Below are 24526 nucleotides of genomic sequence, written 5' to 3'. Positions count from 1 at the left end.
CGGGGGTGGCGACGTGGACGACTATGCGGGACGGGTGCTCGCCGACCGCTACCGCCTGCCGCTGCCGCCGTCCGACGAGTACGAACTCACCGAGACCCGGGCCTTCGACACCTACAGCGGACAGGAAGTCCTGGTCAGGCAGGTGCCGTTGCCCGAGGTCGTCGAGGCCGAGGTGCTCGACGCGGACGGCCTGCCCGACGGGTTCACGGCCCGCGACGGCGCCTTCAGGCACGCCGGCGGCCGTTCGGCGGCAGCGCGCGGCGGTTCCCGCAAGCCCGCGGACCCGGTGGTACGCCGTGCCGTCGAGGCGGCGCAGGCCGCGGCGGCCGTACCCGACCACCCGCGCCTCGACCAGGTCTTCGACGTGTTCGCCGAGGGCGGCTCCCTGTGGATCGTCAGCGAGCTGGTGACCGCGAGGCCGCTGGCCGCCCTGCTCGCCGAGCAGCCGCTGACGCCCTACCGGGCGGCCGAGGTGGCCTCCGACATCCTCCTGGCGCTGCGGGTGCTGCACACGTACGGCTGGGTGCACCGCAACATCACCGCGCGCACCGTGCTCGTCTGCGACGACGGGCGCGTGGTGCTGACCGGCCTGGCGGCCGGGGCGGCGGAGGAGGCGCTGTGCGGATACGACCCGGTGCCGGCCCCCGACGACGAGGAGAGCGGCAGCGCCCCGGTCGCTCCTGACGGGACCTTCGGGCGGGGCGGTGGGGGTGCGCGGTCCGGGGCCTCCGGGTCCGACGGCTGCGATCCCGAGGCCGCCCGGCGGGCCGCCATCGAGGCCCGGGACGTGGGCGGGCTGCCCGCCCCCCAGGGCCCCGGGGGCACCGTCTCCGGGCTCGCTCCCGCGCCGCTGGAGACCAGCGGGGACGCCCGCGCCGCGCGCGCCGGAGCCATCGCCGCCTACCGCGCCGGCGCCCGTGCGGCCGCCCGCGTCCAGGAGGGGAGGAACGGCCGCGCGGCCCTGCCCGGCGCCCGCCCCGCCCCCGACGACGGTCCCGGCGGCCCTCACCTCGCCGTCCCCCGGCCCGCCGACACGGCCGGACAGGAGGCACCGGCCGCCGCCCCGCCGGGACAGATCGCCGACCCCTACGGCGTACGCACGACGACCTCCTGGCACGGCGCCGCCCCCCGCGCCACCGGCGAACCGCCCGCCCCCGCCCCCGCCCCGGCGGCCGGGCCCGCCCTGACCCCCGCCCCGCGCGGCCCGGCCACCGCGCTCGCCGCCGAACGGGCCCGGCAGACCCGCATGGCCGTGGTCGGACCGGTCACCGAGCGCTGGGCCCCGGAGCAGGCCGGGCCCGTGCACGAGAACTGGCAGCTGGCCGCGCCCATCGGACCCGCCACCGACCTGTGGGCGCTGGGCGCGCTGCTCTTCCGCGCCGTACAGGGGCACGCGCCGTACCCGGAGGAGTCGACCGCCGAACTGGTGCAGATCGTCTGCGCGGAGCCGCCGGCGTTCGCCGAGGAGTGCGGGCCGCTGCGGCCGGTCGTGGAGTCGCTGCTGCGTCAGGACCCCACCGAACGCCTCGACATCGAGGAACTCCGCGGCTGGCTGCGCTCCCTCGTCAGGTCGGCGCCCGAGCCCGAGGCCGGCCTGCACGTCGTCTCCGCGCCGCCCGCCGAGACCAGCCGCCTGCCCATCGTGCGCCGCCGTGGCGAACTGGTGCGCAAGCGGCGCGCCGGCCTGCCCGCACACCACGGACGGCACAAACGCGACCGGCGGGAGAAGGCCCGCTCCCCGCGCAGCCTCGGCCGCACCCTGCTCCTGCTGATACTGCTCGCCCTGGCCGGAGCGGTCGCGTACGCCATGCTCTTCATGCCCAAGAGCGGCACGGACGGCGCCGGCGACCGCACGGGCGCCGCCGGAGAGGCGAGCCAGGCGCCGCCCGAGCGGACCCCGGACGGCGGCGCCGAGCCCCGCCCGGAGCAGACGTCACCGGAGAACGACCCCGCCCCCTCCAGGTCGGCGTCCGGTGGCACCGAGACGCAGGGCGACACCCCCGCCGCGGCCGACGGGTTCACCCTGCGCGAGGACGACGAGGGTTTCCGCGTCGCCGTCGCCGAGGGCTGGGAGCGCACGCCCCGCAACGGCAGCGGGCAGGTCGCCTACAGCAAGGGCGGCTTCGAGCTCATCGTCGTACCGGGCCGGGACCGCGCCGCCGAGTACGGTGACGACCCGATGGCCTACCAGCGCGACTCCGAGCCGGAGTTGGCCTCGTACCGAGCCTCCAGCTGGGCCACCTCCAGCGGGCTGAAGACCATCGAGGTCGGCGGACGGACCATGGCCGAGGGCCAGTTCACCTGGACCGGCGCGGACGGCGAGCTGTACGTGCGCAACCTCGCGATGCTCGTCGACGGCCGTTACCACGTGGTGCAGGTCCGCGGTCCGGTGTCGGAGCGGGACGAGGTGTCCCGGCTGTTCGAACAGGCCTCGGCCACCTACCGGTACACCGGCTGACCGCCCAGGGACCCATCCCGGGCGGGTGGTTGAGCCGGAGCGAGGAAAGCGACAACCGTCACAGAGCTGTTTCCATACCACCCCACCCGTTCCCCGCGGGGTGAGCGGTCCCTAGTCTGACCTTTGACCAGATCATTGCGGGGCAACGTGAATCAGATGCAGGGCCGGCTCGTCGCGGGCCGTTACCGGCTCAGCGACGCCATCGGCAGCGGCGGCATGGGCCGGGTGTGGCGCGCACACGACGAGGTACTGCACCGGGCCGTCGCCATCAAGGAGCTGACCGCCGCGCTCTACGTCTCCGAGAGCGACCAGGCGATACTGCTGGCGCGCACCCGGGGAGAGGCACGGGCGGCCGCACGGATCAACCACTCGGCCGTCGTCACCGTGCACGACGTACTCGAACACGACGGCCGGCCGTGGATCGTGATGGAGCTGGTCGAGGGCCGCTCACTGGCCGACGCGGTCAAGGAGGAGGAACGGGTCGAGCCCCGGGAGGCCGCCCGGATCGGCCTGTGGGTCCTGCGGGCCCTGCGCGCCGCGCACACCGCGGGCGTGCTGCACCGAGACGTCAAGCCCGGCAACGTGCTGCTCGGCGAGGACGGCCGCGTACTGCTCACCGACTTCGGCATCGCCCAGATAGAGGGCGACTCCACCATCACCCGGACCGGAGAGGTCGTCGGCTCCGTCGACTACCTGGCCCCCGAGCGCGTCCGCGGCCACGACCCGGGCCCCGCCTCCGACCTGTGGGCACTGGGCGCGACCCTGTACACGGCGGTGGAGGGCAGATCGCCGTTCCGCCGCACGTCACCGCTGACCACCATGCAGGCGGTCGTCGAGGAGGAGGCCACCGAGCCCCGGTACGCCGGTCCGCTCGCGCCCGTCATCGACGCCCTGCTGCGCAAGGACCCGGCCACGCGCCCCGACGCCACCGAGGCCGAGCAGATGCTCGCGGAGGCGGCGGAGGGGCGGCAGCCGAAGTCCGCCCAGGCGTATGTGCCGACGCGGTACTCGGGCCCGTCCTGGCAGGACGGCACGGTCCACCAGGGGGCCGCGGGGCCCGCGGGTGGGACGACGGCGACGCCGTACCGGACGGCCACCGGCCCGACCGCGGTCGGCCCGGCACCCATGGGACACGCCGCGCCCGGCCCCACCGCGGCGGGACACCCGTACCCGCCGCCGGCCACCACCGGGCCGCGCCCCCGTCGCCGCCTGCGTACGTTCGCCCTGGTCGTCGCCGTGGCCGCGCTGATCGGCGCGGGTACCGCCGTGGTGCTGCAACAGCGGGACGACACGGGCTCGACGGCCGGCCCGGACACCACCCACTCGCCCTCCGCCTCCCCGTCCGCCACGCAGGGCAAGGGCCCCGGTGGCTCCGTTCCGGCCGACTGGGTGCGCCGCGACGACCCGCTGGGTTTCAGCCTGTACCTGCCCGAGGACTGGCAGCGCACGGACTTCGGCGGCGACAGCGGCGAACTCCGGCAGATCGACTACACCCCCGACGGCGGCGAACACGTCCTGCGCATATCCGTCGACCGCGCACCCGACTACAACGACCCGTACGCGCACCAGCTGGACCTGGAGGTGCAGCTCCAGCGGCTGGTGGACTACCGGCGCGTCGTCCTGGAACCGACCGGCTACCGCGACCGCGACAGCGCCCGCTGGGAGTACACCTGGACCGCGCTGGCGAAGGACACCCCCTTCCCCGGACCGCGCCGCGCGGTGTCGCAGACGTACATGTCCCGGGACGGCGTCGAGTACGCCCTCAACATGTCGGGCCCCGCCGACGACTGGGAGACCACACGGCAGCGGTTCCGCACGGTGCTGCAGAGCTGGCAGGAGAAGACCAGGACCGCCTGACCTCCCCCGCACCGGGTGGCGGGCGGACGGTGGCCGGAAGTCGTCGCAACGGCGTTCGTACGTCCGTCGGTTGTCGGCCACCCTGGTGACGCCGCCCGGAGCCGATGCGTCCGGTGGGGCATGATGGGGCGCATGGTGACCGAGGGGGCGGGCGGGCGTGTCATCGCGGGCCGTTACCGGCTCCACGAGCGGCTCGGCCGCGGCGGCATGGGCATCGTGTGGCGGGCCACCGACCAGCTGCTCGGCCGCGAGGTGGCCGTGAAGGCGCTCCCCCTCGACGAGACGCTCTCCGCGGCCGAGGCCCGGCGGCGCCGCGAGCGCACCCTGCGCGAGGCCCGCGCGGTCGCCCAGCTCAGCCACCCCCACGTCATCGTCGTGCACGACGTCGTCGAGGACGACGAACGCGCGTACATGGTCATGGAACTGGTCGACGGCGGTTCGCTCGCCGACCGGGTGCTCGGCCAGGGCCCGGTCGACGCCGCCGAGGCCGCCCGCATCGGCATCGCCCTCCTCGGCGCCCTGCACACCGCGCACTCGGCCGGCATCCTGCACCGGGACGTGAAGCCGTCCAACGTGCTGGTGTCCGAGGACGGCCGGGTCGTGCTCACCGACTTCGGCGTCGCCCAGGTCGCCGGTGCCACCACGCTCACCGAGACCGGCTCCTTCGTCGGCTCCCCCGAGTACACCGCCCCGGAGCGGATGTCGGGCGCCGGCACGGGCCCGGAGTCCGACCTGTGGTCGGTGGGCGTGCTGCTGTGCGCGGTCCTCAGCGGCGCCTCACCCTTCCACCGGGACTCGCTGGGCGGTGTCCTGCACGCCGTGGTCACCGAGGAGATCCGCCCGCCCGCCGAGGCCGGGCCGCTGCTCCCGGTCGTCCGGGGCCTGCTGGAACGCGATCCGCGACGGCGTCTGGACGCGGCGGAGGCGGAGCGGATGCTGCGCGCCTTCCTGGCCACGGGCCGTGCTCACCGCCGTACTGCTGGTGGTCGCGGCGGCCGGCGCGGGCGTCACGGCGGCGGCCCTGCTCGCCGACGGGGACGGCGGCGACGGGGGCGGCGCGCCGACGCGTTCGCCGTCCGCCACCTCGACGACGGAGCCCGCGTCCCCGACGCCCTCAGAGGCCTCCGCAACACCCTCAAACGGGAGATAAACGGCAGCCGTGCGTCACGGCTCTGTGACCGCCGCGCACGGGTGGTGGATGCGGGTACGTCCGGCACGGTATGCATGGACCCATGAGCAGCAACGGGGGGCCGCACAACGGGCCGGACGAGCCCACGAGTTTCGGCCTGCAACCACCGAACCCGCCCGTGGCCGTGCCCCGTCCCGGCAACCCGTACGCGGCACCCACCCAGGTCGTGCCGCCGCAGACGCAGGCCCGGCCGGAGGCCCGGGGGCAGTCGGAGAACCAGGCACCGGCGCCGCCCCGTTCCGCGGGCGCGCCGGACCCGGGCGCCGGGCGGCTCATCGCCGGCCGCTACCGGCTGATCGCCAGACTCGGGCACGGCGGCATGGGCACGGTGTGGCGGGCCAAGGACGAGACCGTGGACCGCGAGGTGGCCGTCAAGGAGCCCCGCGTCCCCGACCACCTTCCCGAACGCGAACGGGCCAACGCCTTCGAGCGGATGCGCCGCGAGGCCCGCGCCGCCGCCCGGCTCGACCATCCCGCCGTCGTCGGCGTGCACGACGTGGCGGTGGTGGACGACCAGCCGTGGATCGTGATGGAACTGGTCCGGGGCCGCTCGCTGGGCGACGCGTTGCAGGAGGGCACGCTCGGCGCCCGCGAGGCGGCCCGGATCGGCCTGGAGGTGCTCGGCGCGCTGGAGGCCGCGCACGCGGCCGGCGTCCTGCACCGGGACGTGAAGCCGGACAACGTCCTGCTCGGCCGGCACGACCGGGTCGTCCTCACCGACTTCGGCATCGCCCGGATCGAGGGCGAGACCAACCTGACCGACACCGGCGGATTCGTCGGCTCGCCCGAGTACATCGCACCGGAGCGGGTGCTGGGCCGGCGCCCCGGCCCGGCGAGCGACCTGTGGTCGCTGGGCGTGGTGCTGTACGCGGCGACGGAGGGCGTCTCGCCGTTCCGCCGCAGCAACACCCCCGCCACCCTCCAGTCCGTGCTCAACGCCGCGCCCGCGCCGCCCGCCGCCGCGCGGGGACCGCTCGCCGAGCTCATCACCGGCCTGCTCGACAAGGATCCGGCACGCCGCCCGGACGCGGCCCGCACCCGCGCCCTGCTGGAGGCCGCCGCGAACCCGCCCGAGCCCGCGCCCACCCGCGTGGTCCGGGGCGACGGGGCGGACGGGCCGGACGGTGTTGCCAGGTCGTCCAGTGCCGGATCCAAGTGGGGCGTGCGGCTGGGCCGCAACGCGTGGATCACCCTGGGCGCGGCGGTCGTCGCGGCGGCCCTGGCGTCGTACCTGGTGGTCGCGGAGCCCTTCGCGGGGCCGCTGCCGAAGGGCTGGAGGACGCACGAACTCGGCGCGAGGACCGGCATCAGCGTCGCCCTGCCGACGGCGTTCGTGAAGGCGGAGCACGCCGACGACTGGGACGGCACCAACGAGACGTTCGCCGACCCGAGCGGCGCGGTGACCGTCTTCGTCGACCGTGACATCAAGGCCGACGACGAGGACGGGAAGATCCCGGACACGGCGGCGGCACAGGCGTGGGCGGACTGGGACGTGCTCAAGGACGGCGAGTACTCCTGGAACTTCGCCGACGAGCCCGCGCCCAGGGGCGAGCCGAGCGAGACCGAGTACCGGGGCGAGAAGGCCACCGAGAACGTCATCGCGTACACGACGACGGACTCGCAGGACCCGCGCGAGCGCGAGTTCCACATCCTGTACTACCGGGCCGCGAACGGCGACATGTACCGGCTGTGGATCGACTACCCCCGCAAGGGCTACTTCGCCGACGAGGGACGCGAGATCGCCCGCACGGTGATCGCCAACTGGGAGGTCGCGGAGCCCTGACGGAGCCCGACCCGGCGGACCGCCCCGGGTCGTGGAAACCGTCAGGTGCGACGCATCCGCGTAACGCCCTGATCAGCGGGTTTGTTGCCAGCGATCACTGGCAATGTGTGAGCACTCGGTGAATCCCGATTACCGACGGGTACACAAAGCCGTCGCGGCGTCATACCCTGCGGCTCATGACGGACGCGCAGGCCCCGGAAATCACCGGCACCAACCCCCTCGCCCCCAGCCCGGCGGGCGCCCGCACCGCTGCGGACGTGGTCACCCCCGAGCTGGTCGCCCAGCTCACCAAGGGCGTGGCCGGTTCCGGCCGCACCGCCAACCACACGCCGTTCACCGGCGAGAAGCTCGCCGACCTGCCCGAGTCGACGCCCGAGGACGTGGCCGGCGCCTTCGAGCGCGCCCGCGCCGCACAGGCCGTGTGGGAGCGCACACCGGTACGGCAGCGCGCCGCGGTCCTGCTCCGCTTCCACGACCTGGTCCTGCAGCGCCAGGCCGAGGTCCTCGACCTCATCCAGCTGGAGACCGGCAAGGCCCGCCTGCACGCCCACGAGGAGGTCCAGGCCGTCGCCGTCGCCGCCCGGCACTACGGCCGCAAGGCCCCGGCGTACCTGCGCCCCAAGCGGCACACCGGCGCCGTACCGACCCTCACCAAGGTCACCGAACTGCGCCACCCGCGCGGCGTCGTCGGCCAGATCGCCCCGTGGAACTACCCGCTGGAGCTGTCCGTCGGCGACGCGCTCCCGGCCTTCGTCGCGGGCAACGCGGTCGTCATGAAGCCCGACACCGAGACCTGTCTCACCGCCCTGTGGGCCCGCGACCTGCTCATCGAGGCCGGCCTGCCCGCCGAGGTCTTCCAGGTCGTCCTCGGCGACGGCCCGGTCGTCGGCCCCGAGGTCGTCAAGCACGCCGACTACGTCTCCTTCACCGGCTCCACCCGCACCGGCCGCGAGGTCGCCCAGGGCGCCGCCGCCCGTCTGGTCGGCGTCTCCCTCGAACTCGGCGGCAAGAACGCCATGCTGGTCCTGGAGGACGCCGACATCGAGAAGGCCGCGGCGGGCGCCGTGCGGGCCTGCTTCTCCTCGGCCGGCCAGCTCTGCATCTCCATCGAGCGGCTCTACGTCCACGAGTCGGTCGCCGACGCCTTCCTGGACCGCTTCGCCGCCCGCACCAAGGCGATGCGCCTCGGCACCTCCCTCTCCTACGGCGCCGACATGGGCTCGCTGGTGGGGGAGCGGCAGCTTCAGACCGTGAAGGCGCACGTGGCGGACGCCGTGGAGCGGGGCGCGAAGCTCGTCGCCGGCGGGGTCGCCCGCCCGGACATCGGCCCGTACTTCTACGAGCCGACCATCCTCGACGGCGTCGTGGCCCCCATGACCGTGTGCACCGAGGAGACCTTCGGCCCGGTCGTCTCCGTCTACCGCTTCAAGACCGAGGAGGAGGCGGTCGAGCAGGCCAACTCGACGCCGTACGGCCTGAACTCCTCGGTCTGGACGAGGGACGCCCGGCGCGGCCACGAGGTCGCCGCCCGGATGCGCACCGGCACCGTCAACATCAACGAGGGATACGCCCCCGCCTACGGCAGCGCCCAGGCCCCGATGGGCGGCATGAAGGACTCCGGCCTCGGCCGCCGGCACGGCTCCGAGGGCATCCTCAAGTACACCGAGGCCCAGACGGTCGCCCACCAGCGGCTGCTGCCGATGGCGCCGTCGCTCGGCATGGACGACGAGAAGTACGCGGCGTTCATGAGCCGGAGCCTGCGGCTGATGAAGGCATTCCGCTTCCGCTGATCCACCCAGGCAACCCCCGACCCCCGCCCGTTCTCAACGAGGAGAGCACGTGTCGCAGGAGAACTCCGCCCAGACCCGGGACGAGAACGGGTACGACTACGACGTCCTCGTCGTCGGCTCCGGCTTCGGCGGCTCGGTGTCCGCCCTCCGCCTGACGGAGAAGGGCTACCGGGTCGGCGTCCTGGAAGCGGGCCGCCGCTTCACCCGTCAGTCGCTGCCGAAGAACTCCTGGGACCTGAAGAACTACCTGTGGGCGCCCAAGCTCGGCATGTTCGGCATCCAGCGCATCCACCTGCTCGGGAATGTCATGGTCCTGGCAGGCGCGGGCGTCGGCGGCGGCTCCCTCAACTACGCCAACACCCTCTACGTACCGCCGAAGCCCTTCTTCGACGACCCCCAGTGGCGGGACATCACCGACTGGCAGGACGAGCTGACGCCGTACTACGACCAGGCCAAGCGCATGCTCGGGGTCCGTCTCAACCCGACCATGACCCCCTCCGACGTGCACCTGAAGGCCGCCGCCCAGCGGATGGGGGTCGGCGACACCTTCCACATGGCGCCGGTCGGTGTCTTCTTCGGCGACGGCGAGGACGCCGACGGCACGGCGAAGGCGAAGCCGGGCGAGGAGATACCCGACCCGTACTTCGGCGGCGCGGGACCCGACCGCAAGGCCTGCAACGAGTGCGGCGAGTGCATGACCGGCTGCCGCCACGGCGCGAAGAACACCCTCAACGAGAACTACCTGTACCTCGCCGAGAAGGCGGGCGCGGTCGTGCACCCCATGACGTCGGTCGTCTCGGTCACCGAGGACTCGCGCGGCGGCTTCGCGGTGGCCACGCTCCCCACCGACCGGAAGAAGAAGGGCGCGGGCCGCACCTTCACCGCCCGCCGCGTCGTCGTAGCAGCCGGCACCTACGGCACCCAGACCCTGCTGCACCGCATGAAGGCCAACGGGCAACTCCCGCACCTCTCCGACAAGCTCGGCGAGCTGACCCGCACCAACTCCGAGGCCCTGGTCGGCGCCCAGACCGACGACCGGCGCTACCGCAAGGCCACCGGCGAGTCCCGCGCCGACTTCACGCGCGGCGTCGCCATCACGTCCTCGATCCACCCGGACGCCAACACCCACATCGAGCCGGTCCGTTACGGCAAGGGCTCCAACTCCATGGGCGGCCTGTCCATCCTCCAGGTCCCCTACGCCGGCCACACCGCCTCCGGCGCCTCCCGCGTCCTGGGCTTCCTGGGCCACGCGGCCAAGCACCCTCTCCTGGTCCTGCGCTCGCTCTCCAACCGCAAGTGGTCGGAGCGCACCATCATCGGCCTGGTGATGCAGTCCCTGGACAACTCCCTGACCACGCACCTGAAACCGACGGGCGTCGGCAAGGGCCTGCTCACCGCCCGCCAGGGCCACGGCTCGCCCAACCCCAAGCAGATCAAGGCCGCCACCGAGGGTGCCGCAGCCCTCGCCGCCGAGATCAACGGCTTCGCCGGCTCCAACGTCGGCGAACTGATGGGCACCCCGCTCACCGCCCACTTCCTGGGCGGCTGCCCCATCGGCGCCTCCCGCGAGACCGGTGTCATAGACCCGTACCACCGCCTCTACGGCCACCCCGGCATCTCCGTCGTCGACGGCGCCGCGGTCTCCGCGAACCTCGGCGTCAACCCGTCCCTGACCATCACGGCGCAGGCCGAGCGCGCGATGTCGTACTGGCCCAACAAGGGCGAGGAGGACCCGCGCCCGGCGCAGGGCACGGAGTACCGGCGCCTGACGCCCGTCGAGCCCAAGTCCCCGGCGGTTCCGGCGGAGGCCTTCGGCGCGCTGCGGCTGCCGTTCCTCGGGATGCCGGCGGTACCGCCGAAGAAGTAGCGGACGACACAGAACAGAAGGACCTGCGCCCCCCTCCGAGCGCAGGTCCTTCTCGTTCTGTGAAGCCGTACCGTCGGCTACGCCTCGACACCGGCCTTGCGGCGACGGACGGCGAACACCGCACCGGCACCCGCGACGACGGCGATCCCGCCGACGAGGCCGATCATCGGCAGTGCCGAGCTGGAGCCGGTCTCGGCGAGGCTGCCGGTGACTTCGGGCGTGTCCGAGGCCGGCTTCTGGACGGCCACGGGAGCCTTGCCGCCTTCCTGCGGCTTGGTGCCCTCGGTGTCCGTGCCGGCGGCCACGATCCGGAACTTGTAGGCGACCTGACCGTAGCCGGTGCACTCGCCGTCCGCGTCGCCGTAGATGGTCGCGCCGAGCGTGAAGCCCGCGCCGACCGGGGCGGAGGCCTTCACGTTGACGCGCATGGGGATGGCGACCTCGTAGTCGGGAGCCAGCTCGTCGGTGTAACCGACATAGCCGACCGCGTAGCCGAACTCGTTGAGGTCCTCCCAGACCTTGTCGTCAGGGTTCCAGGCCTGAAGGCTGACCTTCTTGCTCTCGAACAGCTCCTCGCCGTCGCGGTCGGCGGAGGCGCCGGCCAGGTAGTCGAGGTTCTGGAGCGTGGAGTCGGAGTTGTTGGCCACGTTCAGCGAGAACTCGTGCCAGCCGCTGCCCGCCGCGATCCGGCCGGGCAGACCCGTGATGCTGACGTCGACCTTGCTGTCCTCGCACACCGACGGCTCGGGCTCCGGGGTCTGTGACTCCTCGGGCGCCGACGTGCTCGGCGACGGCGAGGCGGGCGTGGAGGTGGACGTGCTGGGCGCCGGGGACTCGGGCGCGGAGGTGCTCGGAGAGCTGCTCGGGGAACCACTCGGGGAACCGCTCGGCGAGTTGCTCGGCGCCGGAGCGGTCTCGCTCGTGGACTGGCTCGGGGACGGGGCCCCGGTCGACGGCGTGCTCCCCGGGGCCGTCGTCTCGGTGGAACTGGCCGGCGACGGCGTGCCGTCGGTCGCGTAGGCGGCGGGAGCCGCGAGCAGTGCCAGCGGGGCGATCACTGCCGTGGCGGCCGCAGCTGCCATGGCGCGACGAAGCTTCATGAAGACCTCGGGTGGTCCGGCGTACCGCACGCGCGGCACGGGAGAGTCAGGGAGGCCTCCGCGTGTGGGGCGCGGGAGTGCCCTTGGTGCGATCCGTACGCCTGTTTGATCTGTGAAAGCTGTGAATGGTTGCCCCCGAACTCACAGAACTTTTATGTGGCGCTCGTCACCTCTGGCCAAGGGGGGAACGGCATGGCGAAGGGCCCCGCGGGCTGCGCCGCGGGGCCCTTCCTCAGCCAGCACCGGCGTCAGGGCTGCGCCGGTGCCTCGGAGCGGCGCCGGGGGGTCGCGCCGCTGGTCTGTCGAGCATGCGGTTGTCGAGGGGAGGGGCGTCCCGGGCCCGGGCATTTCCCGTCGGCCGGCCCCGGGCGTCCCCGGAGCCGGCCGTTCTCATGGGTGACCGGGCTGCTGTCCCCTGCCGTCCGGTCACTTCCTGGGGCGAGGTCCCACGACGTACGGCACGATCCGTACGTCTCATCGCCCCAGCGAGCCACGCGTGGTTCTTTCGGGCCCGCCCCTGGCTGGCACGGACACCGGGACCAACGAAGCGTCCCGCGCGGCGGTCACGCGCCGTACGGGTGAGAAGTGGCCCGAACTCAGATACGACGTTCAGACGCGCCCCCGGCACAGCTCCAGCAGCGTCATCGCCAGCGGCGTACCAGGCTTGCCCAGCGCCTCGCTGTAATGGCCGAGGACCTCCATCTCGCGGGAGAGATTCACGCGCCGGCCGCCGGAGGTGATCCGCGCCTGCTGGATGACGGCGGAGACGGCCATCCGTTCCTGGATCAGGCCGATGATCCGGTCGTCGAGCGCGTCGATGCGCTCCCGGGCGCCGGTGATCACGTCGGCGGCCTCGGCGGTGCGGGCGCCGGTCTTGTCTGCGGTGGTGACGGTCATGTCGGGGGCTCCTCGCCGGGAAGGGGGTGGTGGCGGTGCCCCGGGGCGGCAGGACCCGGAAACGACAGGCGCCCCGGGCCTTGTCGGCCCGGGGCGCCTGGGAAGTTGTCGCTCGTCAGTTGCTCAAGCAGCACGACCATGGCAGCCGGTAGGCCGGTTGCCATAGATAAAGCTGAACACCTGGTACTTGCGCATGGCGCCAGTATGCCCTGCGAACGGTCCGTGGCCAACCCGGTTCGCATGGTGATCCGAAGGTGATCCGAAGGTGATCCGAGTCGATCCGCATGGTGAGACGTGCCACTGGGGCGGCGCCGGGCGCCACGGCCGGGAGGGGGCGGCCGTCCGCCTCGGTAGAATCGGGAGCACAAGACCCCCGCCCGACCGCCGGAAGGCACCCCGTGTCATCAGCGACTCCCGCTGCCGCCGCCCCCGACACCGTCCTGGTCGTCGACTTCGGCGCGCAGTACGCCCAGCTCATCGCCCGCCGTGTCCGCGAGGCGCGGGTCTACAGCGAGATCGTGCCGAGCTCCATGCCGGTCGAGGAGATGCTCGCCAAGAACCCGGCGGCCATCATCCTGTCCGGCGGCCCCTCGTCGGTGTACGAGCCGGGCGCCCCCACCCTCGACCGCACCCTGTTCGAGGCGGGCGTCCCCGTCTTCGGCATGTGCTACGGCTTCCAGCTGATGGCGCAGGCCCTCGGCGGCACCGTCGACAACTCCGGCGCCCGTGAGTACGGCCGTACGGATCTGCACGTCTCCAAGAACTCCTCCACCCTCTTCGAGGGCACCCCGGCCGAGCAGGCCGTGTGGATGTCCCACGGCGACGCCTGCTCCGCCGCCCCCGAGGGCTTCACCGTCACCGGCTCCACGGACGTCGTCCCGGTCGCCGCCTTCGAGAACGACGAGAAGAAGCTCTACGGCGTCCAGTACCACCCCGAGGTGATGCACTCCACGCACGGACAGCAGGTGCTGGAGCACTTCCTGTACCGCGGCGCGGGCCTCGCCCCCGACTGGACCACGGGCAGCGTGATCGACGAGCAGGTCGCGGCCATCCGCGAGCAGGTCGGCGACAAGCGCGCCATCTGCGGCCTGTCCGGCGGCGTCGACTCCGCCGTCGCCGCAGCCCTCGTCCAGAAGGCCATCGGCTCCCAGCTGACCTGCGTCTATGTCGACCACGGCCTGATGCGCAAGGGCGAGACCGAGCAGGTCGAGAAGGACTTCGTCGCCGCGACCGGCGTGCAGCTGAAGGTCGTGGACGCCAGCGAGCGGTTCCTCAAGGCGCTGGCCGGGGTCTCGGACCCCGAGGAGAAGCGGAAGATCATCGGCCGCGAGTTCATCCGCGTCTTCGAGCAGGCCCAGGCCGAGATCATCGCCGACCAGGGCCCGGCCGTGGAGTTCCTGGTCCAGGGGACCCTCTACCCGGACGTCGTCGAGTCCGGCGGCGGCACCGGCACCGCCAACATCAAGTCCCACCACAACGTCGGCGGCCTCCCCGAGGACCTCGAGTTCAAGCTCATCGAGCCGCTGCGCAAGCTGTTCAAGGACGAGGTCCGGATGGTGGGCCAGGAGCTGGGCCTGCCGGACGAGATCGTCCAGCGCCAGCCCTTCCCGGGCCCGGGTCTCGGCATCCGCATCGTCGGCGAGGTCACCAAGGAGCGGCTCGACCTGCTCCGCGAGGCCGACGCCATCGCCCGCGAGGAGCTGACCGCGGCCGGCCTCGACCGCGACATCTGGCAGTGCCCCGTGGTGCTGCTCGCGGACGTCCGCTCCGTCGGCGTCCAGGGCGACGGCCGCACCTACGGTCACCCGATCGTGCTGCGGCCCGTCTCCTCCGAGGACGCGATGACGGCCGACTGGTCGCGGCTGCCCTACGACGTGCTCTCCAAGATCTCGACCCGCATCACCAACGAGGTCAAGGACGTCAACCGCGTCGTCCTCGACGTGACCTCGAAGCCGCCGGGCACCATCGAGTGGGAGTGACCGGGTAACCCCTAGGCGCGCCTGACGGCGCGCAGGGGCTTCCCGGGCTGCCAGATCTGGACGGCGAGGTACGCGTCGTCCTCCACGCAGGTCCGCACGACCTCCGTCAGCTCGGTCCGGAAGAGGTGGAACGGCTCCGGCGGTTCCACCTCTTTCACGTACCGGGCCCGCGTCGCCGCGTCCTCGACCTCGACCGCCCGCCCGCCGATCCGTACGTCCCCGCCGCCCATCCCGGTCCCGTCCCCCGGGTTCGCCTGCAACGCGAACCGCGGGTCACGGCGCAGGTCGAGCGCCTTCACCGAGCCCGGCATCATGCCGAGCCACAGCTCGCCGCCCAGGAAACGCACCTCCAGGCCGGTGGTGCGCGGCGAGCCGTCCTTGCGCAGGGTGGCGAGGACGTGGTGGGTGTACGCGCCGAAGCGCGCCTCGACGGTGGCGGCGAGCGCGGGTTCGGCGGTGGCGAAGTGCGACCAGTTCACGGTGGGGCCGGGTGCGGTGCCCGGTGCGGCGCTGTCAGTCATACGACGAGTGTGAACCCGAAAGGCGACATCCTGTGTCCGGTATCGCAACCGGGTCCCTCGTCTGTCGTCGTCTGTCCGTCGTCGACCGGTCGCCGGTTCGCCCGGTCGGGTCAACACGGCGGGGCCGCGTGTCACCCGCGCCGGGCAGTGCGGGCCGGGGCGGCGGGCGCGCAGGGGGCTCCGTACGGCACAATTCGCTTCCGTCCCACGGGACTTAGGGCTTCCGCCGCGGCCGGCGCGGTGGAAGCCCGGGCCGGTGCCGTGCGGACGTCGCGCGCATGTCGTGCGGGTGTCGTTGCTGGGTTCCACCGCGGTGTGCGCGGGGTTGTCGCAGGGGTCGGGGAAGGCGGGCGTCGGGCGTGGCGGTGCAGGAGGCGAGACGCGGGAGCGGCTCGGGCAGGGGCGCGTACGGAGCTGCGCACGGGGGCGGCTGCACCTGCGGGGACTGCCCGCACGGCGCCCGGGAGGGGCATCGCCGGGCGGTCGCGGCGTTCCTGTCGCGGCGGGACGAGTTCGCGGCCGGGCAAGGGCTGCCGGCCGCGGTGGCCCACTCCGCCTCCGCCTCCCGGCAGTGGGTCTCGGAGGAGCTGACCCAGTCCGCGGAACAAGTCGCCGAGCGGGGCCGTGCCGAGGGCGAGGCATGGCTCGCGGGCCTCGGGCGTCGCACGGTGACCGTCGTGTGGGGCGGGGTCGTGCTGCTGCTCCTCGTACAGGCGCTCACCGCCGTCGGCGGCGGCTGGACGGCCGCGCGGACCGCGGGGCTCTCGGCGGCGCTGGTGGTGGCGGGGGCGCTGACGGCGGCGTCGTGGTTCCACCGGGCGCGGGGCGGGGCGCTGGCCCCGGTGATCGGTGAGGACAACCGCCTCTCCACGTCCCGCGCCGTGGCGGCGGCCTGGGTGCTGTTCGTCGCCTACGCCGTGCTCGTCCTGGCCGGACAGCTGGCCCTCGCCTCGGGGCACGCCCGGCGCGACGCGCTGGTCTCCGGGCTGGAACTGGCCCGCGGAGCCGGTGCGGTGACGGTGCTCGCGGTGGTGTGCGGGATCGCCGTCCTCGTACGGCGGGTGGTCGGACTGCGGGTCCTGGCCCAGCGGCTGCAGAAGGTACGGGCGGACCGGCCGCGCGCCTCCGATCTTCTGACGGACGACGCCGGACGCGGCACCTTCGCCGACATCCAGTACGTCGTGATCAGCACGGTCGCCCTCGTCTTCGCGGCGGTACGGCTGGCCCGGCGCCCGGACCAGCTGCCCGACCTGCCGTGGGGTCTGGCGGTGGTGGTGCTGGTGTCGGCCGCGACCTACGTGGCCGGCAAGTACGCGGAGGGCGGGCGCCCCGTGATCCTCTCCGTGGTCCGGGCCCGGGAGGCGGGCGACCTGGACGCGCCGATCCGCACGGGGGACGACATCGAGATTCGTGGTGCCGGTTTCGTACCGCCGGGTGCCCAGCGCGCGGACCGCCTGTCTCGCATGGTCGTCCGCATCGGCGCGGTCAACGTCCACGTACCCCTGGTCCCGGTCACCGGCGGCTTCAGCAACCCCACGGACGACCTGCTGACGGTCCCCGTCCCGGCGGACGTCGAACCGGGCCGGGTGGACGTCCAGGTCGTCACGAGCGCGGGGGTGGAGACCAACCGGTACGCGATCGACGTGACGGACTGACCGGCGCGGGCGTGGGCCGGGGAGGGTGGTCCTACCGGTACCCGCCCGTCCTCCGGTGTCGTCGGGAGCGCAATGCGGCGTCCAGTGACAGCAGCGGGGCGCCCGCCAGTACGAGGGGGATCCAGGCCATGAGGTAGGCGAGATCGTTGCCGTAGTAGTAGGGGTCGGAGGCCCAGCTGACGGTCAGCCAGAGGCTGAGCGAGATCAGGGCGCCGCCGAGCGCGGCGAGCCGGGTCAGCAGCCCGAGCAGCGTGCCGATGCCGACGGCCAGCTCGCCCAGGGCGATGGCGTAACCGAACCCGGAGGGGCTCTTCAGGGCCAGGTCGACCAGGCCCGGGATGGCCGAGGAGTCGCGGACCGTCCGCATCATGTCGCCTACGGAGCCGGCCCCGGAGTCCTTCATGAAGGCGCTGTCGGTGAGCTTGTCGAGACCGGCGTAGACGAAGGTGACGCCCAGGAAGATCCGCAGCGGCAGGAGGGCGTAGCGGGTGGCCTGGTCCCGCCAGCCTCCGCCGCCGTCCGGATGTGAGGTGTACGCATCCGTCCGCATGCCGTGAGTCATCACTGCCAGCCGCCTCTCGCCCGCGCGTGCCGAGACCCCCTCATAGGTCCATACGTACGACGCCGAGGCGCCGCTCAATCCTCCTCCGGCCGGTTTCTTCCTGTCGGTTTCGACAGGCTTCCGTCCAGGTGGGCTGCCGGTGCCGGTGCCGGTGCCGGTGCCGGTCGGGGTGGCAGGACGGTGGACGTCAGCCGGGCAGGTCCGCCCGCGGCCCGTCCGCCTTCGCCCGGAGCCTTCCCCGGCGCCGGTGCACGGACCGGGCCAGGACGCCGACCGCTCCCGCCGTGCAGAGGCCGCCCACCACGAGGGGGATCACGACGAACCACGGCGTCTCCCAGAGCCCGCCCGCATCGCCCGCGTAGACGACGCCCGCCAGGGTCAGGAAGAAGCCGGCGACCAGCCGTCCGGGCTGGAACCTATGACGCAGCACGGGTCACCTCCGCCTGTCCGACGCCGACCTGGAGGTCGAGGTCGAGCGTGCCGGCGTTCTCGCCGTCCGCCGTGGGGGGCAGGGTGACCTCCTTGTGCTTGCCCGGCGCCACGTCCACGTCCTTCTTGTCGTCGCCGGGCAACTGGATGTCGCCCACACCCACCTCGACGCTCAGCCGCACGGTCACGTCCGGCGGCACCACGACCTGTATTCGGCCCATCCCCACGTCGGCCCGGGTGGTCACCGTCTGTCCCTCGGCCAGATCCAGCCGGGACAGGTCCAGGGTGCCGGTACCTGCCCCGATGTCGTACTGCTCGCGCACGCCGGCCACGGTCGTGGGCTCCCAAGTCCTTCGGACCCAGTCGGTGCCGACGTCCTTGGGCAGGGTGGCGGAGCCGGCCAGCAGGCCTGCCGTGATGATCGCGAGGAAGATGGAACCGGCCCCTGTGCGCCCCAGGAAGGCGCTGACCGCGATGCCGACGCCGAAGACGGCGAGCGCGCAGGCCAGGCCGGTCTGCAGGCTCGTGCCGAGCGGCTGCTCGTCCCACGTCAGGCGGGTGCCGAGGAATCCGGCGAGCAGCGCGAGGAGGAAGATCCAGCCGCCGATGCCGCGAGGGCCGCGCGGCTGCGGGGTGCGGGGGCGCCGGTCGCCCACGGGGACGCGGTCGCCCGGGGCACCGCGACCGATGTTGACGGCCGCCGCGATGTCACGGTCCTCGGAGTCCGGCGGGCCCCACAGATATCCGGTCCCGCCGACGTGGCTGCCGTCCTTGACTATGGGCTCGCGCCACCAGGAGGGCCAGGTGTACATGATCGGCGGTGCCTGAGCCTCGGGCGGGGCGTCGGCGACGGCCTGAGTGGCCAGGGGGTCGGGGTCGGGAGTGCGCCGGTGCCGTGACCAGTACCCGGCGCCGGCGAGAACCAGGGACAGCACCACGGCGAAGGTCAGAACTCCGCCGTTGTTCAGCATCGTCAGGAAGACCCCGCAGCCGACCAGGGCGAACAGCACGGCCGCCAGGGCCTGGCCGTCGACTCGGCCGGTCAGCAGCTTGCGCAGCTCGTTCTCCTCCTCGTCGTCGTACGGGACGAAGAGCCAGGCGAAGCCGTAGAAGATGAGGCCGATGCCGCCGGTCGCGGAGAGCACCGCGAGCGTGATCCGGAAGATCACCGGGTCCATGTCGCACTGACGCCCGAGGCCGGCGCACACGCCGCCGAACGTCTTGTGCCGCCGGTCGCGCCGGAACCGGTGAGGCGGTCCGGGGGCGTCGCCGTCGGCTCCGGCGGTGGCGCCCGGGGCGGCTCCGGCACCCGTGGCATCCGCGGCGGGCGCGGCATCCTGCGGCCCGGTGCCCTGCGGTGGGCGCGGGCCGGGGCCGGGTCCCGGACCCGTCGCGGCGTGCTCGTGATCTGTCATGAGTCCATGGTGACGGGCGCGGCGCCGAGGCGGCAGTCGGTTCGACCCTGGTCGGACCCTGATATCGGCCCTGAGCCGGCGCCGGGGGAGCGTTCGAAGGGCCCGCGGTCCGAAGATCAGGGGAGTCTAGGGGGCCGACCCTGATGCTCCGGCTCCCGGGGCCGTGTGACCATCAGTGTCATGCCGGAAGCCGCAGCAGCGCCACTCGTCGAACCGCGGCCGCCGCGCAAGCTCTACCGCAGCAGCGACGGACGCTGGCTCGGCGGGGTGGCGCGGGGGCTCGCCGGGCATCTGGGGCTGCCCGTCATCTGGGTGCGGTTCGCCTTCGTCGGCCTGTTCATGGCCGACGGGCTCGGCGCGCTGTTGTACGCGGCGTTCTGGTTCTTCGTGCCGCTGGGTGTCGGCGGCGTCGACTCCCAGAAGCCGCCGTCCCTCGTCACCGCGGAGACCGCGCCGGACGGCCGGCGCAGACTCGTCGCCCGCAAGCCGGACAAGGGCCAGATCGTCGCTCTGCTCCTCATGGTCGTCGTGGCCCTGGTCTTCGTGGGCAATGTCGACCTCGGCGGCGGAGCGAAGGCCTACCTCTGGCCGACCGTCCTCGTCGGTGCCGGTGTCGCCCTCGTCTGGCGCCAGGCGGACAACGCCCGCCGGGCCCGCTGGGCCGAGGTGGGACGCCACCGGCGGACCGTCACCCTGCTGCGCTCCGTGGCCGGCGTCCTGCTGGTGACGGCGGGCGTCACCGGCATCTTCGTCCTCCAGGGGTCCGCCGCCCACCTCGGCTCCGTGCTCCAGGCCGCGCTCGCCGTCCTCGTCGGTATAACGCTCCTCGCCGGCCCCTACCTGGTGCGCATGACCCAGGACCTCTCCGAGGAGCGGCTGATGCGCATCCGCGCGCAGGAGCGGGCCGAGGTCGCCGCCCACGTCCACGACTCGGTGCTGCACACCCTGACCCTGATCCAGCGCAACGCGGAGAACGCGGGGGAGGTGCGCCGCCTCGCCCGTGCCCAGGAGCGGGACCTGCGCGCCTGGCTCTACAAACCGGAGGGCAACGGCAAGGACGAGGACGACGAGCCCACCACCCTCGCCGAGGCCGTCAAGCGCAACGCGGCCGAGGTCGAGGACAAGCACGGCGTCCCCATCGAGGTGGTGGTCGTCGGCGACTGCCCGCTCGACGAGAGGATCGGGGCACAGATGCAGGCCGGACGCGAGGCCATGGTGAACGCCGCCAAGTACGGTGGCGAGGGCGGCGCCGTTCAGGTCTACGCCGAGGTCGAGGGCAGGACGGTCTTCGTGTCCGTCCGGGACCGCGGTCCCGGCTTCGACCTCGACTCGATACCCGCCGACCGGATGGGTGTCAGAGAATCGATCATCGGCCGCATGGAGCGCAACGGCGGCACGGCGCGGCTGCGCGCGGTGCCGGACGGCGGCACGGAGGTCGAGCTGGAGATGGAGAGGGCGGAGAAGACGTCATGAGCGACCCGACCGAGGCGAACGGAACGGCGGCGGGAGAGGCGGCCGAGCCCGCACAGCCGGCGAACGCGGGCGCGGGGGAGCGTCACGTGCGTGTGGTGCTCGTCGACGACCACCGTATGTTCCGCACCGGCGTCCAGGCCGAGATCGGTCAGACCGCGCAGACCGGTGTGGAGGTCGTCGGTGAGGCCGCCGACGTCGACCAGGCCGTCACCGTCATCACCGCCACCCGGCCCGAAGTGGTGCTGCTCGACGTCCACCTCCCCGGTGGCGGCGGCGTCGAAGTGCTGCGCCGCTGTGCCCCCTTGATGAGCGACACGGAGCGGCCCGTCCGCTTCCTCGCCCTCTCCGTCTCGGACGCGGCGGAGGACGTCATCGGCGTGATCCGCGGCGGTGCCCGGGGCTATGTGACCAAGACGATCACCGGCACGGACCTGGTCGATTCCGTCTTCCGCGTGCAGGAGGGCGACGCCGTCTTCTCCCCGCGCCTGGCGGGGTTCGTCCTCGACGCGTTCGCGTCGACCGACGCCCCGCCGGTCGACGAGGACCTCGACCGCCTCACCCAGCGCGAGCGCGAGGTGCTGCGCCTGATCGCCCGCGGCTACGCGTACAAGGAGATCGCCAAGCAGCTGTACATCTCGGTGAAGACGGTCGAGTCCCACGTCTCGGCGGTGCTGCGCAAGCTCCAGCTGTCCAACCGGCACGAGCTGACCCGGTGGGCGACGGCGCGGCGGCTGGTCTGACTCGGTCACGCCACCCGCGCGGCGCCCGCGAACGGCATCTGGTCCACGGGCGCCACACGCACCGGCGCCGACGGGTTGGGGGCGTGGATCATCTTGCCGTCGCCGACGTAGATGCCGACGTGGCTGATGCCGGAGTAGAAGAAGATCAGGTCGCCGGGGAGCAGTTCCGAGCGGGCGACGCGGCGGCCGGCGTCGATCTGGGCGTAGGTCGTGCGGGGCAGGGAGACGCCCGCGGCGCGGTAGGCGGCCTGGGTGAGACCCGAGCAGTCGAAGGCGTCGGGGCCGGTCGCGCCCCAGACATAAGGGCTGCCCAGCTTCTGGTAGGCGTAGGCGACGGCCGCCGCCGCACGGGAGTTGGGCGCCTGGGCCGGGGCGGAGAGGCCGTCCCGGGGGCCGGGCGAGGAGCGGGAGGCACGGTCACCGGTGCCGTCGCCGAGGCGGGCGCGTTCCTCGGCGGTCAGCCGGGACAGCAGGCGGCGGGCGGTCGCCAGCTTGCCGGTGATCGTCTCGCGGTGACGTTTCAGCTCCTCCCGGCGTGATGTCAGCGACGCCACCTCGACGCGTGCGGCGCCGCGCAGTTGCTGGATCTCCCGCAGTTCATTGCGCGCCCGGCCCACGGTGGCCTGCTGCCGGCTGCCCGCCCGCTCGGCGAAGGCGGCGCCGTCCAGATACCGGTCGGGGTCGGCGGAGAGCATGAGCTGCAGGGCCGGGTCGAGGCCCCCGCTCCGGTACTGGGCCGCCGCGACCGTTCCGAGGTCCTCGCGCGCCGAGTTCAGCCGGTCCTCCTTGCGGGCCACCTCGTCCCGCAGTTCCTCGAGGCGCTGTTCGGCGGTGTCCGCCTTCTCCTTGGCGCCGTTGTACTTCTCGGTGGCGACCTCCGCCTCCCGGTAGAGCTTGTCCACCTTGGCCTTGACCTGAGCAGGTGTCGGCTCCGGGTCGGCGTGGCCGGTGCCGCCGCCCAGGCCGGTCGCGGTGGCCGCACCGGCCAGGGTGATGGTGGCCGCCGTACGGACTCTTCCGCCGCCCGTCATGCGCTGCCGCGGCCTGCGGTGCGTTCCCACTGCGCTCCACGTCCTTCCGTACGACTCGGCCCGGCTGGGCCTGCCCGGGGGAGGACGCTAGGCGTGACGGTAACGGCCCGGTGACGGGTTGTGCGGAACTGGCGGTACCGGTCCGTCGGGCGACCGCATGTGACCGTGGGCCCGCCCCGCGGCCGTCGTCTTCACGATGGGTGATGACCGATGTGCCGGATCGGGGGCGGGAGGGGAAGGTGAGGTGCTAGGCCCTGTCGTCAAATTCCCGCCTGCCCGGCGGGCGGACGACGGGAATTTGACGACAGGGCCTAGGGGACGCATATATGCGCCCGAGCTCGGCGTGCGGCGCCGCGGTCCGGACGGGCCGGTGTCGGAGCGTGTCCGGCCCCCTGATTAGGCTCCGGCCTCATGGACGTACTCATCCACATTTTCGTCGGTCTGCACATCATCGGCATCGCGTCGCTCCTGGGCGGCTTCCTGACCCAGATGAAGGCCATGGGCCAGGGAACGGCCCGTTTCGTTCCCGCGATGCTGCACGGCGCGCTGACGATGCTGGTCACCGGCGTCGTCCTGATCGGCCTCAACCAGGCCGACGACCAGTCCGTCGACAACATCAAGATGGGCGTGAAGCTCGCCCTGCTGATCGTGATCCTCGGACTGGTCTACGTGAAGCGCGACGACGAGAAGGTGGAGAAGCCGCTGTTCGGGCTGGTGGGCCTGCTGACCGTGGCCAACATCTTCATCGCCGTGCTGTGGACCTGACAGCCGCCGGGCCCGCGCCCGCCGACCGCAGCCCGGCCCGGGCCTGGAAGAGTGCCCCCGCCGCGACCGCCAGCCACGCGGCGACCGCGACCCACAGCAGCGCCTGACCGGGCGCGTCCAGCCACGGCACGTCGACGACGGCGGCGACGGACAGCGTCGCCGCCGCCGTCATGCCGAGCGGGAAGACGGTCGACCAGCGGCGCACGTCGTAGCGGAGCCGCGGCCACGCGATCTCGGCGGCGAGCAGGACGGCGTACCAGGCCAGGTCGAGAACGAGCAGGAAGACGGTCACGTCGTGCAGTACGGCCTGGTCGTCCGCGTTCCACAGGTACATGCCCGTCCCGGCCGCGGCGAGCAGCTTGGCGCCGGCGAGGGCCGAGATGGCGAGCGCGCCGCCCGCCACCCAGTGGTCCCCGGAGCCCCGGGCCACCTGCCGGAGATCGAAGCGGAACAGCGCGATCAGGTAGAGCACGATGCCCAGCCAGAACGGGACCAGGGACGCGTGCGCCAGCCACGGTGTCGTCGTCGCCGCCGCGAGCGTGGCACCGAGCACGGCGAGTCCCTCCGTGGCGACGCACCCCAGGAACACCGCCCCGGGCATCCGGCGCCCCCAGTGCTGTACGACGAGGAACAGCAGTCCGGGCCACAGCAGTGCCGCCAGCGCCAGCAGCACCGCCGCCAGGGGCGTCCAGCCGAGCAGCGAGAAGCGGGTGCCGAGCACGGTCGTCGCGGCCACGGCGGTGAGCGCGCCCGGTGTCCCCGCCCGCGTCACCCACTGCGCACGCTCGACCAGCAGCAGGTAGACGAAGTTCGCCGCCAGGGTCAGCCAGGCGGCGCAGGCCAGCACCAGGGCGATCCGGGACAGGATCTCGTGGCCGGTGAGGTGCAGGCCGACCGACAGGATGCCGGTCGCCATCACCGCGGCCCCGGCCGCCGGCGGGCGCTGCGCCCACCAGGCGCGCAGAGGGTAGGGGGAGACAGGAGAGGTGGGAGCGGCGCCGGATGACATGCACCC

Annotated in this window: 18 protein-coding genes and 1 pseudogene; 11 read left to right on the top strand and 8 right to left on the bottom strand. The window is 73.1% G+C overall.

Annotation, left to right across the window (positions count from 1 at the left end; all coding sequences use genetic code 11):
- Positions 1–13: 13 nt before the first annotated feature.
- The 6 genes and pseudogenes from AMK11_RS09025 to AMK11_RS09000 all read left to right on the top strand — a co-directional run bounded on the left by AMK11_RS09025 (position 14) and on the right by AMK11_RS09000 (position 10944).
- A complete protein-coding gene (locus AMK11_RS09025) occupies positions 14–2458 on the top strand; it encodes a protein kinase (protein WP_073724964.1) in 2445 nt (814 codons plus the stop codon).
- Between the two features lie 156 nt (positions 2459–2614).
- A complete protein-coding gene (locus AMK11_RS09020; RefSeq protein ID WP_073724962.1) occupies positions 2615–4315 on the top strand; it encodes a serine/threonine-protein kinase in 1701 nt (566 codons plus the stop codon).
- Between the two features lie 120 nt (positions 4316–4435).
- Positions 4436–5465, top strand: a pseudogene (locus tag AMK11_RS09015) (serine/threonine-protein kinase).
- Positions 5466–5547: 82 nt separating this feature from the next.
- Positions 5548–7287, top strand: coding sequence for a serine/threonine-protein kinase (locus AMK11_RS09010; protein ID WP_073724960.1), 1740 nt, complete (start codon positions 5548–5550; stop codon positions 7285–7287).
- 176 nt (positions 7288–7463) lie between these two features.
- Positions 7464–9077 carry a succinic semialdehyde dehydrogenase gene (locus tag AMK11_RS09005; protein WP_073724958.1) on the top strand — a complete coding sequence of 538 codons (1614 nt, stop codon included), beginning with the start codon at positions 7464–7466 and terminating at the stop codon, positions 9075–9077.
- Between the two features lie 49 nt (positions 9078–9126).
- Positions 9127–10944, top strand: coding sequence for a GMC family oxidoreductase (locus tag AMK11_RS09000; protein ID WP_073724956.1), 1818 nt, complete (start codon positions 9127–9129; stop codon positions 10942–10944).
- 77 nt (positions 10945–11021) lie between these two features.
- On the opposite strand, the gene AMK11_RS39200 is transcribed toward AMK11_RS09000, so the two are convergent.
- Both AMK11_RS39200 and AMK11_RS08990 read right to left on the bottom strand, forming a co-directional pair.
- Positions 11022–12044, bottom strand: a complete 1023-nt coding sequence (locus AMK11_RS39200) for an LAETG motif-containing sortase-dependent surface protein (protein ID WP_073725704.1) — start codon at positions 12042–12044, stop codon at positions 11022–11024.
- A 609-nt stretch (positions 12045–12653) separates the two neighbouring features.
- On the bottom strand, positions 12654–12941 hold the full coding sequence (locus tag AMK11_RS08990) for a chorismate mutase (RefSeq protein WP_073724954.1): 288 nt from the start codon (positions 12939–12941) through the stop codon (positions 12654–12656).
- A gap of 398 nt (positions 12942–13339) precedes the next feature.
- On the opposite strand from AMK11_RS08990, the gene guaA reads away from it, so the two are divergent.
- Positions 13340–14920, top strand: coding sequence for a glutamine-hydrolyzing GMP synthase (gene guaA, locus AMK11_RS08985; protein ID WP_073724952.1), 1581 nt, complete (start codon positions 13340–13342; stop codon positions 14918–14920).
- A gap of 11 nt (positions 14921–14931) precedes the next feature.
- Here the strand turns inward: guaA and AMK11_RS08980 are convergent, their stop codons facing one another.
- Positions 14932–15441 carry a pyridoxamine 5'-phosphate oxidase family protein gene (locus tag AMK11_RS08980; protein ID WP_198941321.1) on the bottom strand — a complete coding sequence of 170 codons (510 nt, stop codon included), beginning with the start codon at positions 15439–15441 and terminating at the stop codon, positions 14932–14934.
- Between the two features lie 359 nt (positions 15442–15800).
- Between AMK11_RS08980 and AMK11_RS08975 the strand changes: the two genes are divergently transcribed.
- Positions 15801–17096, top strand: coding sequence for a hypothetical protein (locus AMK11_RS08975; protein ID WP_073724950.1), 1296 nt, complete (start codon positions 15801–15803; stop codon positions 17094–17096).
- Positions 17097–17127: 31 nt separating this feature from the next.
- Here AMK11_RS08975 and AMK11_RS08970 read toward each other — a convergent pair whose 3' ends face one another.
- The 3 genes from AMK11_RS08970 to AMK11_RS08960 form a co-directional block, all read right to left on the bottom strand.
- Positions 17128–17658 carry a DoxX family membrane protein gene (locus AMK11_RS08970; protein ID WP_198941320.1) on the bottom strand — a complete coding sequence of 177 codons (531 nt, stop codon included), beginning with the start codon at positions 17656–17658 and terminating at the stop codon, positions 17128–17130.
- 187 nt (positions 17659–17845) lie between these two features.
- The gene (locus AMK11_RS08965) at positions 17846–18088 is read right to left on the bottom strand and encodes a hypothetical protein (protein WP_073724946.1); all 243 of its coding nucleotides are present in this window, start codon (positions 18086–18088) and stop codon (positions 17846–17848) included.
- Positions 18075–19502 carry a PspC domain-containing protein gene (locus AMK11_RS08960; protein ID WP_073724944.1) on the bottom strand — a complete coding sequence of 476 codons (1428 nt, stop codon included), beginning with the start codon at positions 19500–19502 and terminating at the stop codon, positions 18075–18077. Before AMK11_RS08960 ends, AMK11_RS08965 begins: the two co-directional genes overlap by 14 nt.
- Positions 19503–19682: 180 nt before the next feature.
- Here AMK11_RS08960 and AMK11_RS08955 point away from each other — a divergent pair, with 180 nt between their 5' ends.
- Positions 19683–20975 (top strand): ATP-binding protein, encoded by a 1293-nt coding sequence (locus AMK11_RS08955; RefSeq protein ID WP_073725700.1) that lies wholly within the window; start codon positions 19683–19685, stop codon positions 20973–20975.
- Positions 20972–21715 (top strand): LuxR C-terminal-related transcriptional regulator, encoded by a 744-nt coding sequence (locus AMK11_RS08950; RefSeq protein ID WP_073724942.1) that lies wholly within the window; start codon positions 20972–20974, stop codon positions 21713–21715. The genes AMK11_RS08955 and AMK11_RS08950 overlap by 4 nt, the downstream gene beginning before the upstream one ends.
- Positions 21716–21720: 5 nt before the next feature.
- Here the strand turns inward: AMK11_RS08950 and AMK11_RS08945 are convergent, their stop codons facing one another.
- A complete protein-coding gene (locus tag AMK11_RS08945; RefSeq protein WP_079187320.1) occupies positions 21721–22776 on the bottom strand; it encodes a C40 family peptidase in 1056 nt (351 codons plus the stop codon).
- A gap of 381 nt (positions 22777–23157) precedes the next feature.
- Here AMK11_RS08945 and AMK11_RS08940 point away from each other — a divergent pair, with 381 nt between their 5' ends.
- Positions 23158–23511 carry a hypothetical protein gene (locus AMK11_RS08940; protein WP_073724938.1) on the top strand — a complete coding sequence of 118 codons (354 nt, stop codon included), beginning with the start codon at positions 23158–23160 and terminating at the stop codon, positions 23509–23511.
- On the opposite strand, the gene AMK11_RS08935 is transcribed toward AMK11_RS08940, so the two are convergent.
- Positions 23489–24520, bottom strand: a complete 1032-nt coding sequence (locus AMK11_RS08935; RefSeq protein WP_073724936.1) for a tellurite resistance/C4-dicarboxylate transporter family protein — start codon at positions 24518–24520, stop codon at positions 23489–23491. The genes AMK11_RS08940 and AMK11_RS08935 overlap by 23 nt on opposite strands.
- Between the last annotated feature and the right edge of the window lie 6 nt (positions 24521–24526).

The organism is Streptomyces sp. CB02414 (genome assembly GCF_001905385.1).
In the GTDB taxonomy this organism is placed as follows: Bacteria; Actinomycetota; Actinomycetes; order Streptomycetales; family Streptomycetaceae; genus Streptomyces.
Note: the sequence above shows the minus strand (reverse complement) of the source record. Positions and strands in the feature narration are given on the sequence as shown.